Below are 14,695 nucleotides of genomic sequence, written 5' to 3'. Positions count from 1 at the left end.
CCCATCACCGCCCCCAGAGCTTGATACACGAAAGAGGAGCCGTCACGTGACAGCGTCCAGCAGTTCCGAGCAGCAGCTGCGGCTGCTCGCCGTCCACGCCCACCCGGATGATGAGTCCAGCAAGGGTGCCGCAACCATGGCGATGTACGCCGCCGCGGGAGTCGACGTGATGGTCGCCACGTGCACGGATGGATCACGCGGTGATATTCAGAATCCCGCCATGGAAGACGCGCCGCATCCCAAACGCGATATGGCCGGGGCCAGGCGCTCAGAGATGGCGAACGCGGCTGCGGTCCTGGGCATCCAACAGCGCTGGCTCGGCTTCGTCGACTCGGGTCTTCCAGAAGGAGATCCCCTCCCGCCGCTGCCGCCGGGTTGCTTCGCGCTGCAGCCACTGGAGCGCGCCACGGCTCCCTTGGTGCGACTGGTCCGGCATTTCAAGCCCCATGTGATCCTCAGCTACGACGAAAACGGCGGTTACCCGCACCCGGACCACATCATGGCCCACAAGGTGGCCGTTGAGGCGTTCGAGGCTGCCGGTGATGCCGGGCGCTACCCCGGGATGGGGGAGCCGTGGGCTCCCAGCAAGCTGTACTACGACCGTGCCTTCAGCCCGGAACGCTTCCGTGCGCTGCACTTTGCGCTGGAGGACGCCGGCCTGCAGTCTCCCTATGCTGAACGGCTTGCGGCGTGGCTGGAGGCCGACGCGGAGGGTCACACGCCGCCTGTGCCCGCACATCAGACAACTACCCAGGTGGATTGCGGCGACTTCTTCGAAGCGCGGGACGACGCCCTCCGGGCACACCGGACGCAGATCGATCCACTGGGGTTCTTCTTCGCCGTCTCGCCGGACCTGCAGCGGACAGCGTGGCCCTGGGAGGACTACACGCTGGTCAAGTCCTTGGTCCAGTCCGAGCTGCCGGAGAAGGACCTCTTCGCAGGGATAAGATAGGAACGCCGACAGTTTCTATCGCTCGTAGAAATTGCCCGGCGGCCAACCAGCTTCCGGCTACGCGCTGCCAATCGGCACGCATCAGCTCCCATAGAAGGTTTGAACGTGCACCACTTGATTCTCGCCCTGACCGTCACCCCGTCGCCTGATCCCACGGGCACGCTGCGGCCCGGCCTGTCCGAGGACCAGGTGACGCCCGGTACGTGGGGTTTCGTCCTCACGGCCTTCATCGTCATTCTGACCACCTTCCTGATCGTGGACATGGTTCGCCGCATCCGCCGGGTCCGGTACCGGGCGCAGGTGGAGGAAGCCCGCCTGGCGGCGGAGTCGGGGGAACCTGCCGGTGCAGGCGGTACCCCGGACGAGAACGACGATGCGGGTTCCGGAACCCGCTGAGCCCGGCACTCCCAACTCGGCCGGCATTCCCAACCCGGCCAGTTCAGGCGATTGGCCCGGGGCAAGCAACGCCCTGGGTTCGGAGCCGTCCGCGTATCTGCGGCAACACGCTGACAACCCTGTCTTTTGGCGTCCCTTCGGTGATGAGGCCTTTGGCTTCGCCGCTGAGCGGGACGTTCGCGTTTTTCTGTCCATTGGCTACGCTGCGTGCCACTGGTGCCATGTCATGGCCCACGAATCTTTTCAGGACCAGGAGACCGCGGACTACCTGAATGCACATTTTGTCCCGGTCAAGGTGGACCGCGAGGAACGCCCGGACGTGGACTCGGTGTATATGGCCGCCACGCAGGCGATCAGTGGCGAGGGCGGCTGGCCAATGTCCGTTTTCCTGACGCCCGATGGTCTTGCTTTCCATGCGGGAACGTACTTTCCGCCGATTCCCTTGCCTGGCCGGCCGTCCTTCCGCAATGTTCTGGAAGCTGTTCACGAGGCCTGGGTGGAGCGCCGGGCAGGTGTGGAGCACAACGCCAGGGGACTGGCGGCCAGCATGGGCGCTGCGCAGCTGTCAGGGGCGGTCAGGCTTGACGGCCCGCCGGAGCTGTTGGACGCGAACCTCCTGCCGGACGCGGTTGCGCTTCTTGCCCGCTCCGAAGACCCCGACGCCGGTGGGTTCGGCGCCGCCCCCAAGTTCCCGCCGTCGGCCGTTCTTGAGTTCCTCATCCGTCACGCTGCCGCGCCGTCCCAGACGGCTGACGCCGCGCGGGACATGGCAGGGCGTGCGCTGGCGGGCATGGCGCGTTCGGCGCTGTGTGACCAGCTCGACGGCGGATTCGCCCGCTATTCGGTGACGGCTGACTGGTCTGTGCCCCACTTCGAAAAAATGCTGTACGACAATGCGCAGCTGCTGCGCGTCTACACCCACTGGGTGCGGCTCGGCGGCAACGTGGTCTTCCCTGCCGGTGAGGCCGCCGCTGTGGCGTCCAGGTGCGCGGACTGGATGGTGGACTCGTTGCGGCTCCACAGCGGTGGTCTGGCCTCCTCCCTGGATGCCGATTCCGTGGTCGAAGGCGTGCATCACGAGGGCGCCACGTACCTGTGGACCCCGGAATCGTTGGTGGAAGCACTCGGCCCCGAAGATGCTGGGGCAGTAGCCGGCATGATGAATATCCGTTCTGAAGGGACGGTCTCGGAGCTCGGGTCGCCGTTGCATCCTGCGCGGACGTTGACGGACGCCGAAGCTACGCTGTGGGCCCGGGTCCGCCCCATTCTTAGTGCGGCCCGCAACCTCCGAAGCCTGCCGGCAAGGGATCACAAAGTGGTGGCTGGTTGGAACGGCATTGCGGTGGCCGCCCTTGCTGAGGCCGGGGCTGTCCTGGATCGACCGGACTTGGTGGGGGCTGCGGAAGAGGTGGCCGGGTATCTCAAGGACGTCCACTGGGACCAGGGTTCACACGTGCTCATCCGGGTTTCGCACGACTCGCGGGCCCGCGGCATCGGCGGCCTGCTGGAGGACTACGCATTCTGCGCCGATGGCCTGCTGGCGCTGTACGCAGTGACGGGTACCAAGCGTTGGTATCGGCTGGCCGAAGAGCTCATTCGTGTCGCCTGCACGCACTTTGTGGACAACGGGCAGTTGGCCGACTCGGCAGGGGAATCCGCCCAGGTCTTCAACGCGCAGGGCCAACATGCAGCTCTGGACCCGTTCGACAATGCCACGCCGAGCGGTGCTGCCGCGTTCGCCGGGGCATTGCTGACGTACTCCGCCTACTCGGGATCGCACGAGCATAGACTCATGGCCGGTAACATTCTCGGCTTGCTTCCGCCGCTCGCCACACGTGCGCCCCGCGTCGCAGGCTGGCTCCTGGCCACGGCCCAAGCGGCCCTTGCCGGTCCCGTGGAGGCTGCTGTAGTTGGACCCGATTCGCCTGCGCGCAACGCGCTGCACAAGGCCCTGTTGGCATCGCCCAGCCCTGGGCTGGTGGTGGCCCTGCAAACCGACGACGGCGGGTCCCCGGCCGCGGAAAGAGAGGTACCGCTGCTGCTCCACAGGTCAGGTTCGCCGGACGGATCACCGCAGGTCTACCTGTGCCGGGGCATGGTGTGTGAGCGGCCGTTGGGTGATGTGGCTGAGGTGCTGTCCCAATTATCGGCCATGGCCTCTGGCGGCTTTTAGCCGAACCAGTGAGCTCGGGCAGGTACAGCTAGCTCAGGACCGCCATCATGATCGCTATGAAGTGTGCCGCGAAGGCGAGCACGGTGAACGCATGGAACAGCTCGTGGAAGCCGAAGTGCTGAACACTGAAGTTTGGCTTCTTAAGGGCATAGAACACTGCGCCTGCGATGTACAGGGCGCCGCCGACGCAGATGAGGATCGCAGCGGGAGCGTTGGCGGCGAAGAACTGGGGCAGGTAGAACAACGCGCCGCAGCCCAAGGCGATGTAGACCGGGACGTACAGCCAGCGTGGTGCATGCGTCCAGAGCAGCCGGAACAGCACGCCAAGGATGGCACCAGACCAAATGAGCCATAACAGGGTGATGGCCGAGGACCGGTCCAAAAGGGACCAGGCCAAGGGCGTGTAGCTGCCGGCGATCACCAGCATGATGTTGGTGTGGTCCAGGCGTTTGAGCAGCATCCGGACCTTGGGGGACCAGTTTCCACGATGGTAAACGGCGCTTACCCCGAACAGGAGGAAACCTGTCAAGGCGTAGATGGCAGAGGTGATTTTGCGGTCTGTGGTGGGGGCAACTGTGACCAGGACAATGCCTGCAGCGAGTGCGAAAGGAGCGGCAACAGCGTGGATCCATCCGCGCCAGAGGGGCTTGGTTTCAAGGAGCTCGGCCATGGTTCAAGAATAACCTACGTTCCGGTAAGTTACTGAGCGGTAACAAGCATCCGTGGGAATTTGACCGCCTACTGCACCGGCTCGACAGCTTGGGAAGGTAGCCTTGGATGTGCGCCGTCGTCGTATCAAGCAAGGAAGTCAGGTGAGAGTCCGGTGGAGCTGCCCGGTTTCCTCTATGGCTTTTACGAGCGCAAACTCCTGCGCTCCCTCAAGCAGGACCAGATCCCACGGCACATCGGCGTCATGGTGGACGGCAACCGTCGGTGGGCCCGGCAGTTCAATGCCCCCACCAGCCAGGGACATCAGGCCGGCGCCGACAAAATCCACGAATTCCTCGGCTGGTGCCAGGAGCTCGGCGTCAAAGTAGTGACGCTCTACATGCTCTCCACGGACAACATGAACCGCTCCGGTGAGGAGCTGGACCTGCTCATGGGCATCATCGCCAACACCATGGACCGCCTGGACGAAGACGAGGATGTCTCAGTCCACGCCATGGGCGCACCCGAGCTCCTTCCCGATTACCTTGCCGACCGGCTCAACAAACTCACTGCGCGCACCCCGGTCCACGAAAAGATCCACGTGAACGTTGCGGTGGGCTATGGTGGCCGGCGCGAAATCGTCGACGCCGTGCGGGAACTCCTGCACGACGCCGTGGACAAAGGGCGCACCATGTCCGACGTCGCAGATGAACTTTCGGTGGACGACATCTCGCGTTTCCTCTATACCCGGGGCCAGCCGGATCCCGACCTCGTCATCCGGACCTCAGGCGAGCAGAGGCTCTCGGGCTTCCTCATGTGGCAAAGCGCCTACAGCGAGTTCTACTTCTGCGAAGCCCTGTGGCCCGCCTTCCGGAAAGTCGATTTCCTGCGGGCGCTCAGGGATTACGCCGGACGCCAGCGCCGGTACGGAACCTAGAAGCGCTCCGGTTCATCAAAATTTAACGATCCGGACATACGACTTGCCGACGACGGATTGCGGAAATGAATGTGCCGGGGATTACGTTAATCCCATCAGCAGGCAAAACCGCCCGCTGATCGGGGAGGCCAGTACATGGAGCGAACTATCGCACCAGTTACATGGGAGGCCACGCCCGGCCTTCCGGCCGAGCCGCTTCACCATTAGGCCGGGCGAACTGCCCGGGGCTGGAGTCGATGTGGCTATTTCTGAGCAACTGCCCGCAATGGTTTCCGACGGGGAAAGTGCAGCTACCTCTCGCACCAAGCGGGTCTCACAAAAAGGCCGGACCTCAACGTCCGCCACAGGCCGCAGCTACGTGATTGATACGTCCGTCCTGCTGTCCGATCCCCACGCGTTGTTGCGCTTCGCCGAGCACGAGGTCATTGTCCCCATCGTTGTCATCAGCGAACTGGAAGGAAAACGCCACGACCCCGAACTGGGCTACTTCGCCCGGAAAGCACTGCGGCTCCTGGACGACCTGAGGATTGAACACGGCGGTTTGGACCATTCCATCCCCATCGGAAAGGACGGCGGAATCCTCCGGGTGGAAATGAACCACATCTCACCGGAAGTCCTGCCCGCCGGATTCCGCGGAGGCGATAACGACAGCCGGATCCTGGCCGTTGCAAAGAACCTGGCAAACGAGGGCCACAACGTCACGGTCGTCTCCAAAGACCTCCCCATGCGTGTCAAAGCATCTGCCATGGGGTTGCAGGCTGACGAGTACCGCAACGAACTGGTTAAGGACTCCGGCTGGACCGGCATGGCCGAGGTGGAAGCCAACGACGACGAAATCACCACCCTGTACGGCCATGAACCAGTGTTCATCCCTGCGGCCGCTGAACTTCCCGTCAACACAGGGCTGGTGCTCCTCTCCAACCGCGGTTCCGCGCTGGGCCGGGTAGGGGCTGACAAGCAGGTCCGCTTGGTCAAGGGCGATCGGGACGTCTTCGGACTCCACGGACGTTCTGCCGAACAGCGGCTAGCCATCGATATGCTCATGGACCCGTCCGTCGGCATCGTCTCGATCGGCGGCCGTGCGGGCACGGGCAAATCCGCACTGGCCCTCTGCGCAGGCCTCGAAGCCGTCCTGGAACGGCGCGAACACCGCAAAGTGGTGGTCTTCCGTCCTCTGTACGCCGTCGGCGGCCAGGAACTCGGCTACCTCCCCGGATCCGAATCCGAAAAAATGAACCCCTGGGCGCAGGCAGTCTTTGACACATTGGGTGCGCTGGTAAGCCAGGAAGTCGTGGAAGAAGTCATGGACCGGGGCATGCTCGAAGTCCTGCCTCTGACCCATATCCGCGGACGGTCGCTGCACGACGCGTTCGTGATTGTGGACGAAGCCCAGTCCCTCGAGAAGAACGTCCTGCTGACCGTCATGAGCCGCATCGGACAGAACTCCAAGATCGTCCTCACCCACGATGTTGCACAGCGCGACAACCTCCGGGTGGGGCGGCACGACGGCGTCGCGGCAGTGGTGGAGACACTCAAGGGACACCCGCTCTTTGGGCACATCACCCTGACCCGGTCCGAGCGATCGCCGATTGCTGCCCTGGTGACAGAGTTGCTCGAAGGGGCTGAAATCTAACTCCGTCGACGCCCTGCCCGCCCAAAGGCGAAGGCCAGACATCCTCTGCGTGCTAGCTCGTTCCTCGCTTTTGACGCACGCTGCCGGATGCCTGGCCTTCGCCTTTCAGTCACCCGCCGGAAGGTGCCCGATTCCGAGGTAGGAGGAAAAGGCTTCGTGGCCTTGGACTTGGAGGGTCCAGTCCGGGCGTTTGAAGGTGGTGGGGGTGAGGCGGACTTTTTGGACGTCTTGGACGGTACCGCCCCAGCCGTCGCGGAAGATGCCGTTTGGTTCGTAGCCCAGGCTGGTGGAGACGCCCAGGGATTGCCGGTTCCAGACGGCCGCTTCGGATTCGGCCACCTCAGCGTTCAGGTAATCGAAGGCGTAACTCACGACGGCGGCGCGCATCTCCTTGCCGAAGCCCTGGCCTTGTGCGGACTGCTTGAGCCACGAGCCCGTCCCGACTGTCTTGAGCGTCTGGAAGTTCTTGGCCGCGATGTCCTGGACTCCCAGGAACTCGTCGTGATGCCATATGGCCAACAGCAGCGTCCAGGATTCAGGCGTGAAGTTCGCCCGGCAGCGCCAGTACCACTGGGCCATGTTGGGAGCCAGCTCGTCCTCCGGCAACTCTGTCCACGGCGTGCTGAACGGGCTCTTCCCCGGCTCATGGACCCCGGAACGGGCTGCGGCCACGGCGGCCGGGATGTCGGCGTCAAGAATGGGACGGATGGTCAACCTCGGGGTGGTGAGGGTGAGTCCGAACGGGGGCCAGATTTCTGCCAGCGATGTCATCGCCGTAGCTTAGCCCGGAGGCTGGGTTCAGGCGAGTCACAGGCCGGTCCCAGCGCGTCTGTGGCCTCGTGCTAGGCGGCCGGGCCTATATCCCAGGAGATGTGGCGGCGGACGTCCGTCAGGTTCATGGAATCGGCCAGGAAAAGGTCGTCCAGCATGTACTCGTCAACGCCCAGGATCTTGAGCCAGTGGCCTTTGCCGGACGAGTCCCCATCGAGACTCTGGCTGGCGACGCAAACTCCAGTACCGGCGTCGATCCTGATGAGGGTCCTGCCGGGATGGGCCAGAGGCTCTGCCGGATCAGAGGCAACGTATGTTCGGCTGGGCGTGACGATCGTTTCCAAGGCAAGGCGGCCTTCATGGTCAACTTCCCGGGGCTGCTCCAGGAACACGCGGTTGGTATCCGGGAATTCCAAAGGCACAGGTGCGTTGCCGGCGAGTTCCACCGGATCCAATGCCGCAGCCAGCCGGCCGTTGCCGAAGGAAGGCTCCCCGTAGGCCGCCTCCGGGCGTCGGCGGACCAGGCCGGCATCGTCATAGACCGGGGTTACCAAGTGCGCCGGAAGCAACCACGAACGCCGTGTGGCACTGACGTACAGATCGTCCCGGGAGTCGTTGATACCGGTGGTGCTGTGCAGCAACTGGCCGTCCGGTGTTTCCAGGCGGAGCGCTCCCGGTCGGCGAAGCCATGCGCGTACCATGCTGGCGCCAGTCCCTGGCCGCTCAAGGTACTCGAAGCGGAGACTCGTCCATTTCCATGGTGAAGAACGGCAAAGATTCCGGAATGTGGAGGACAAGTCGAAAGCCGGTCCTCCTGCACTGTAGCGCCCCATATCCACAGTTTACCTACGCCTTCAAGCAGGTTAGGCGGCCAAAGCGGGATAGCATCCGAGAGTGATCCGACGACTCTCCGACCTTTGGGATGCCAGCCCGCTGGGCTTCTGGCTGGTGGTGGCCGCGTGCCTGTACTTTCTGGTGATGGCGGTCCGTCTCACGGTCATCGACGTCCGGAGCCACCTGCTGCCCAACCGCATCGTGTTCCCGTCGTATGCGGTGGCCGGGGTGCTCCTTCTGGCCGCGGCGCTGGTGGGGTTTTTTGCTGATGCCGCTGCCCCGGTTGGCGCCGCATTGTTCGGCATTCCTGGCCTGGGTGTCCTTGCAGGAGGCGCAGTCCTTTGGCTGTTCTACTTTGTGCTGAGGTTCATTTACCCGCCGGGGATGGGATTCGGGGACGTCAAGCTCGCCGGAGTGTTGGGACTGTACCTGGGCTACCTGGGCTGGGGACATCTTTTCGCAGGGACGTTCGCGGCCTTCCTGCTGGGTGGACTGTGGAGCCTGGCCATCTTGGTGGCCCGGAGAGGCACGTTAGGCTCGGCCATCCCGTTCGGCCCGTTCATGTTGGCAGGCGCCGCGACCGCGATGGTCTTCCTGCCCGCGTAGCTCCCTCTGCAGGACCAACTGCGGCCAAATTGCAACGCTCCCCGTATTCTCGCTGTTCACCGCGGTGCGGCATGCTTGGCCCAGAAGTGTTCTGACGAGCCTGAGGGTGCCGGGAGAGGTTGCGATGCAGCGGATCGGGATAACGGTCATCATGGGAGTGCTCACAGCCAGCACCGTCCTGCTGAACGGATGCGCGCAGGCAGGCAGCGGCACCTCCGTGCCGGCGCCGTCAGACATCACGTCGAACACCGCCCAGCAACCGGTCATGTCCTGCGGGACTCCGCTGGGCTGCTCCAAGTTCACTTCCGTGCGGGGGAGCGATGCTGCAGGAGATGTAGCGTGGCTCGGCACGCATCCGCTAAAGGTGAGTTCGACGCGTGCCGACGGAGAGTGGATCTTGAACGTTGGGACACCCTGCAACTATCTACAGGTGGAAGTTTCGGTCAGCGGTGACATCCTGACGCCGGGCTGGCGGACGGCCACCGACCGCGGCTGCGAGGAGCCAACGGGCAGCTACCAGGCCTGGACGGAGAAGCTCTTCGAGCAGCCCGTTCAGTGGAAGCTCGACGGCGATACCCTCATCTTGAGCAACTCACACGCAACGATTGAACTGAAGGAAAACTGACCATGGGTGCACCGGATTTTGTGCTCAAACTGCGGGAAAAGATCGGTAACGACCCCCTGTGGCTTCCTGCCGTGCGGGGCGTGGTCTTCGACGACGACGGCAGGGTATTGCTGGGCCAACGCGCCGACAACGGTCACTGGACCCTCATCACCGGAATGCTGGAGCCCGGCGAACACCCAGCGCCCGGGCTGGTACGGGAAATCTTTGAGGAAACTGCGGTGGTGGCCGAAACGGAGCGGATCATCGGCGTCGGAGTTGTGGGTCCGGTGACCTTCCCCAACGGCGACGTGTGCGACTTCCTGGACATCACGTTCCGCTGCAGGTACGTATCGGGAGAAGCCACGGTGAACGACGACGAATCACTGGCCGTAGGGTGGTTTGCCTTGGATGACCTGCCGGACATGAGTGCCGGAAATCTTGAGGCCATCAGGCTTGCCACGGAGCCCGAAGGCCCCGTGGCATACCAGCTGGAGGACTAGCTACGGACGTCCCGCGTCAGCGGTTGGACGATCTTTGTCGAGGTCCTCGGCGTCGGATACCAGCTGCGCCATTTCTGAACGCTCAGCCTCAAGCCGTTCGGCTTCCTCGCCACCCACAGCCTCGCCACGTGCCACCATCCCGGCGGTATCGGACAGCGGGATCTGCTTCAGGGTGATAGCCAGGATCAAGGCGATGGCAATGAAGGGCACCAAGTACCAGAAGACTGGCGCCAAGGAGTTGGCGTAGGCGTTGACGATCGCGTCGCGCAACTGTTCAGGCAACTGGGCCAGGGCCTGGGGGTCCAGTGTGCTGGTGGACTGGGAAGCTTGTTCAGCAGAGGCGCCGGCTCCGGTGAAGGCATCGGTCAATGACTCCGCCAGGCGGTTTGTGAAGATGGCACCGAAGACGGCGACACCCAATGATGCACCTACCTCGCGGAAGTAGTTGTTGGTACTTGTTGCCGTACCTATCTGGTCAGCGGGGACTGAGTTCTGCACCACCAGGACGATGACCTGCATGATGAGGCCCAAACCGGCGCCGAAGATGAAGAGCTGCACGCAGATCACCCAAATGGGGGTGGAGGCTGCGAGGGTGGTCAGCCAGAGCATCGCAGCGATGGTCAAGGCAGCACCCAGGATGGGGAACATCTTGTACTTGCCGGTCTTGGAGATGCGGATACCGGAGTAGATGGACGTGCCCATCAGGCCAACCATCATGGGCAGCATCAGCAAGCCGGACTCAGCTGCGGAAGTGCCGGAAGACATCTGCAGGAACGTGGGAACGAAGGCGATGGCAGCGAACATGCCCAGGCCCAGCGTGAAGCCGATGGCTGTTGCGTTGATGAAGATGGGGTTCTTGAACAGGCTCAGCGGAATGATGGGGTCCTCGGCACGCCGTTCCACCATCACGAAGGCGAAGGCCGCCAGGACCATGCCGGCACCAAAGGCCCACGTGAGGGGCGAATCCCAGCCCTCGTCCTTCTTGCCACCAAAGTCAGTGAAGAAGATGAGGCACGTGGTGGCAGCGGAGAGGAACAGGACACCAAGGATGTCGATCTTCTTCTCGGCCTTCTTGTTCGGCAGTGTCAGGGTGAACCAGGCTGTGATGAATGCGGCGATGCCGATGGGGATGTTGATGTAGAAGGCCCATTCCCAGGTGAGATGGTCAACGAAGAAACCACCCAGCAGGGGCCCGGCCACTGCGGACAGGCCAAAGATGGCGCCCAGGGGGCCCATGTACTTGCCGCGCTCCTTGGCTGGAACGATGTCCGCGATGATTGCCTGCGACAAGATCATGAGACCACCGCCGCCCAGGCCCTGGATGGCCCGGAAAATCACGAAGCCCCAGAAATCGGTGGCGAACGCGCAACCCACGGAGGCGAGCGTAAAGAGCGCGATGGCCACTAGGAACAGATTGCGCCGGCCCAGGATGTCACCGAACTTGCCGTAAATCGGCATCACGATGGTGGTGGCCAGAAGGTAGGCCGTGGTGATCCAGGCTTGGTGCTCCACGCCGCCCAGCTTGCCCACGATGGTGGGCATGGCGGTGGAGACGATGGTTTGGTCGAGGCTGGACAGGAGCATGCCTGCGATCAGCGCCGAGAAGATGATCCAGATACGTTTCTGGGTCAGCAGCAATGGTTCAGCTGCCTTCGAGAGTGTACTCATGCGGGGTCCTTCGAGGTTTCAAGGGGGTTGGGTCCCAGCTGATGGTTCGTGGCCAACGGCTGGGCGAAGAGTTTGCGTGCGGCGTTGAGGTTCTGCTCCAGAATCCCGCGGTACGGGCGGGTGTTGTCCTCGGAGAAGAACTGCTGTGCCGTTTTCTTGGAGACAGCCCCGAACAACACAGTCGCCGTCAGGACTTCAGGGTGCTCCGGATCCAGGCCCTCGCGGGTGGCCACGAGCCCTGCGAACTGGCGTTCGCGGGCCTCCCCTTCAAGGGTGAGTCGTGCCAGTAGTTGTGGTTCCGCCGTGATGGCCGCTATGAACTGCCGGACCTCGGTGCGGCTGATGGATGAACGCTCCATCAGCGTCACAGTGAGCACATGCAATGCTGCCAGGAGCGTATGGGAGATGCTGTCCGGTGTGCGGGAAGGATTCCGGGTGAAGGCTTCCAGCGCCTCTTCCGGCAACTCGTCCGAAAACGAGCCGATGACGGCGTCTTCCTTGGAGTGGAAGTAGTTGAAGAAGGTCCGGCGTGAAATCCCTGCCGCTTCGCAGACCTCCTCAACCGTGAAACCGCTAAGGCCATGCGCAGCGGTCATGGAACGCGCGACGGCGGTAATCGCCGTCCGCGTGGCAGCCCGCTTGCGCTCGCGGAGGCCGCCGTCGATATTTGCACTATTACTCACAAAGTAAAGTTTTGCACTCTCAACTGGAAAGTGCAAAAAGATAGCAATGTGCCGTTGCTCATAGTTCCGGGTACGACGACGGCCGGTACCTTTCCTGCGAAAGGTACCGGCCGTCGTCGTGCTCTAAGTTTTAGACCAGAGGTCAGGCCTTGTGGGCCGGGGATGTCATGGTGGTGACGTCCAGGGCCTTGTCCAGATCGGCCTCGGAAACCTGGCCTTCGCCTTCACCGACGAAGCCGAGCTTCTCGGTGGCCTGGCGGATGGTCAGGCCCTCCTTGACGGCGATCTTGGCGATCTTTGCTGCGTTTTCGTAACCGATGTACTTGTTCAGCGGCGTCACGATGGACGGGGAAGCCTCGGCCAGGAAGCGGGCGCGCTCCACGTTGGCGGTGATGCCGTCGATCATCTTGTCGGCCATGACGCGGCTGGTGTTGGCCAGCAGGCGGATGGACTCAAGAAGGTTGGCGGCCATGACGGGGATGCCGACGTTCAGTTCGAACGCGCCGTTGGTGCCGGACCAGGCGATGGTGGTGTCGTTGCCGATGACCTGGGCGCAGGCCATGATCGAGGCTTCGCAGATAACCGGGTTGACCTTGCCCGGCATGATGGACGAGCCCGGCTGGAGATCCGGAATGGCAATTTCGCCCAGGCCCGTGTTGGGGCCCGAACCCATCCAGCGGAGGTCGTTGTTGATCTTCATGAACGAGATTGCGATGTTGCGCAGCTGGCTGGAGCCCTCGATCAGGCCGTCGCGGTTTGCCTGTGCCTCGAAGTGGTCGCGCGCTTCGGTGAGGGGCAGGCCGGTGTCCGCGGCGAGGAGCTCGATGACGCGCTCCGGGAACCCGGCCGGAGTGTTGATGCCCGTGCCCACGGCGGTGCCGCCGAGGGGGACCTCAGCGACGCGGGGGAGGGAGGCATTGATGCGCTCGATGCCGTAGCGGACCTGGGCAGCGTAGCCACCAAACTCCTGGCCCAGCATGACGGGGGTGGCATCCATGAGGTGCGTGCGGCCGGACTTGACGACGTCCTTGAACTCCACAGCCTTGCGGTCCAGGGATGCAGCCAAGTACTCCAGCGCCGGGATCAAATCGTTGATCAGGGCCGAGGTGGCGGCAACGTGAACGGACGTGGGGAAGACGTCGTTGGAGGACTGCGAAGCGTTCACGTGGTCATTCGGGTGGACAACTTTGTCACTCCCGGCAGCGGCCAGGGCGCGCGATGCGAGCTCTGCGATGACCTCGTTGGTGTTCATGTTGGAGGACGTACCCGAGCCGGTCTGGAAGACGTCAATCGGGAAGTCGCCGTCGTACTTGCCGGTGGCAACCTCATCGGCAGCAGCGGCGATGGCCTCGGCGAGCTCGCCATCGAGCACCCCCAGTTCGGCGTTCGCCAGTGCGGCTGCCTTCTTGACGCGGGCAAGGGCCTCGATGTGGGTGCGCTCAAGCGTCTTGCCGGAGATCGGGAAGTTCTCCACAGCACGCTGCGTCTGGGCGCGGTACAGGGCGTTCACGGGGACGCGAACTTCGCCCATCGTGTCATGTTCAATACGGAACTCAGTGGTGGAAGTCATGGGGCTAGCTTATGGCGATTGGGCGCCGCACAGAAAACCCGAAGGGGAGTGCTACGTGCTCCGGCGCTGGGGCCGGAGCACGGCCTCCTAGAGCTTGCCGATCCCGGAAACGAGGGCTGCGCGGCCCTCATCGAGCTTGTAGGACAGGCCGATGACAGCAACGCGGCCGTCGTCGATGGCGTCGGAAATCACACGCGAGCTGTCAGCCAGGCGGGCCGCAGTTTGCTTGACGTGCTCCACCACCATGTCGTTGACGTCGTCCTGGTCATTGCGCTTGGCCGTCAATACCGACGGTGTAATGCGCTCGACGAGGTCGCGGATGAAGCCGGGAGGCATCTCGCCGGTTTCAACAGCGGCCTTGGTGGCCTTCACGGCACCACAGCTGTCATGGCCCAGGATGACGATCAACGGAACACGAAGTTCGCTGATGCTGTACTCGAGGGAGCCAAGAACGGCATCGTCAATGACCTGGCCGGCGGTCCGGACCACGAAGGCATCGCCCAGTCCGAGGTCGAAGATAATTTCCGCAGCGAGACGGGAATCCGAGCAGCCGAAGATCACGGCAAAGGGATTCTGGTTCTCAATGAGGGAGGATCGTCGCGAAGCATCCTGGTTGGGGTGCAGGGATTCGCCGGAGACAAAACGTTCGTTACCCTCGCGGAGACGGCGCCACGCCAGGGCTGGAGTCAGGTAAGTAGGCACGAGCCTTACTTTACGTCG

Annotated in this window: 15 protein-coding genes; 8 read left to right on the top strand and 7 right to left on the bottom strand. The window is 63.2% G+C overall.

Translation table 11 applies throughout. The annotated features are described in order from the left end of the window. Positions 1–46 precede the first annotated feature (46 nt). The 3 genes from mca to BMY91_RS06015 all read left to right on the top strand — a co-directional run bounded on the left by mca (position 47) and on the right by BMY91_RS06015 (position 3,521). Entirely contained in the window at positions 47–952 is a 906-nt protein-coding gene (mca, locus tag BMY91_RS06025; protein ID WP_090819847.1) for a mycothiol conjugate amidase Mca, read from the top strand. A gap of 105 nt (positions 953–1,057) precedes the next feature. Next, positions 1,058–1,348: a hypothetical protein gene (locus BMY91_RS06020; RefSeq protein ID WP_090820662.1), complete on the top strand. Its 291-nt coding sequence runs from the start codon at positions 1,058–1,060 to the stop codon at positions 1,346–1,348. Further along, the gene (locus tag BMY91_RS06015) at positions 1,326–3,521 is read left to right on the top strand and encodes a thioredoxin domain-containing protein (protein ID WP_090819844.1); all 2,196 of its coding nucleotides are present in this window, start codon (positions 1,326–1,328) and stop codon (positions 3,519–3,521) included. Before BMY91_RS06020 ends, BMY91_RS06015 begins: the two co-directional genes overlap by 23 nt. A 28-nt stretch (positions 3,522–3,549) precedes the next feature. On the opposite strand, the gene BMY91_RS06010 is transcribed toward BMY91_RS06015, so the two are convergent. Next, positions 3,550–4,191 (bottom strand): PAQR family membrane homeostasis protein TrhA, encoded by a 642-nt coding sequence (locus tag BMY91_RS06010; protein ID WP_090819840.1) that lies wholly within the window; start codon positions 4,189–4,191, stop codon positions 3,550–3,552. A 153-nt stretch (positions 4,192–4,344) separates the two neighbouring features. Here BMY91_RS06010 and BMY91_RS06005 point away from each other — a divergent pair, with 153 nt between their 5' ends. After that, a complete protein-coding gene (locus tag BMY91_RS06005) occupies positions 4,345–5,106 on the top strand; it encodes an isoprenyl transferase (protein ID WP_090819837.1) in 762 nt (253 codons plus the stop codon). 43 nt (positions 5,107–5,149) lie between these two features. Then, on the top strand, positions 5,150–6,739 hold the full coding sequence (locus tag BMY91_RS06000; RefSeq protein WP_371261020.1) for a PhoH family protein: 1,590 nt from the start codon (positions 5,150–5,152) through the stop codon (positions 6,737–6,739). Positions 6,740–6,844: 105 nt separating this feature from the next. Here the strand turns inward: BMY91_RS06000 and BMY91_RS05995 are convergent, their stop codons facing one another. Next, a complete protein-coding gene (locus BMY91_RS05995; RefSeq protein ID WP_090819831.1) occupies positions 6,845–7,510 on the bottom strand; it encodes a GNAT family N-acetyltransferase in 666 nt (221 codons plus the stop codon). Between the two features lie 71 nt (positions 7,511–7,581). Further along, positions 7,582–8,343, bottom strand: coding sequence for a hypothetical protein (locus tag BMY91_RS05990; RefSeq protein ID WP_090819828.1), 762 nt, complete (start codon positions 8,341–8,343; stop codon positions 7,582–7,584). 61 nt (positions 8,344–8,404) lie between these two features. Between BMY91_RS05990 and BMY91_RS05985 the strand changes: the two genes are divergently transcribed. The 3 genes from BMY91_RS05985 to BMY91_RS05975 all read left to right on the top strand — a co-directional run bounded on the left by BMY91_RS05985 (position 8,405) and on the right by BMY91_RS05975 (position 10,054). Continuing rightward, positions 8,405–8,950, top strand: coding sequence for a prepilin peptidase (locus tag BMY91_RS05985; protein ID WP_090819826.1), 546 nt, complete (start codon positions 8,405–8,407; stop codon positions 8,948–8,950). A gap of 124 nt (positions 8,951–9,074) precedes the next feature. Further along, positions 9,075–9,575 carry an META domain-containing protein gene (locus tag BMY91_RS05980; protein ID WP_090819822.1) on the top strand — a complete coding sequence of 167 codons (501 nt, stop codon included), beginning with the start codon at positions 9,075–9,077 and terminating at the stop codon, positions 9,573–9,575. A gap of 2 nt (positions 9,576–9,577) precedes the next feature. Then, entirely contained in the window at positions 9,578–10,054 is a 477-nt protein-coding gene (locus BMY91_RS05975) for an NUDIX hydrolase (protein WP_090819819.1), read from the top strand. On the opposite strand, the gene BMY91_RS05970 is transcribed toward BMY91_RS05975, so the two are convergent. From BMY91_RS05970 to BMY91_RS05955, 4 genes are all read right to left on the bottom strand, one after another. Then, positions 10,055–11,722 carry an MDR family MFS transporter gene (locus BMY91_RS05970; protein ID WP_090819815.1) on the bottom strand — a complete coding sequence of 556 codons (1,668 nt, stop codon included), beginning with the start codon at positions 11,720–11,722 and terminating at the stop codon, positions 10,055–10,057. Then, positions 11,719–12,405 (bottom strand): TetR/AcrR family transcriptional regulator, encoded by a 687-nt coding sequence (locus BMY91_RS05965; protein WP_090820660.1) that lies wholly within the window; start codon positions 12,403–12,405, stop codon positions 11,719–11,721. Before BMY91_RS05965 ends, BMY91_RS05970 begins: the two co-directional genes overlap by 4 nt. Before the next feature lie 142 nt (positions 12,406–12,547). Continuing rightward, the gene (locus tag BMY91_RS05960) at positions 12,548–13,975 is read right to left on the bottom strand and encodes a class II fumarate hydratase (RefSeq protein WP_090819812.1); all 1,428 of its coding nucleotides are present in this window, start codon (positions 13,973–13,975) and stop codon (positions 12,548–12,550) included. An 87-nt stretch (positions 13,976–14,062) separates the two neighbouring features. Continuing rightward, positions 14,063–14,677, bottom strand: a complete 615-nt coding sequence (locus tag BMY91_RS05955; RefSeq protein ID WP_090819809.1) for a carbonic anhydrase — start codon at positions 14,675–14,677, stop codon at positions 14,063–14,065. Positions 14,678–14,695: the final 18 nt, after the last annotated feature.

This window comes from Arthrobacter sp. yr096, assembly GCF_900108925.1.
Classification (GTDB): domain Bacteria; phylum Actinomycetota; class Actinomycetes; order Actinomycetales; family Micrococcaceae; genus Arthrobacter.
The sequence above is the reverse complement of the archived record's forward strand: the minus strand, read 5'-3'. Positions and strand labels throughout refer to the sequence as shown.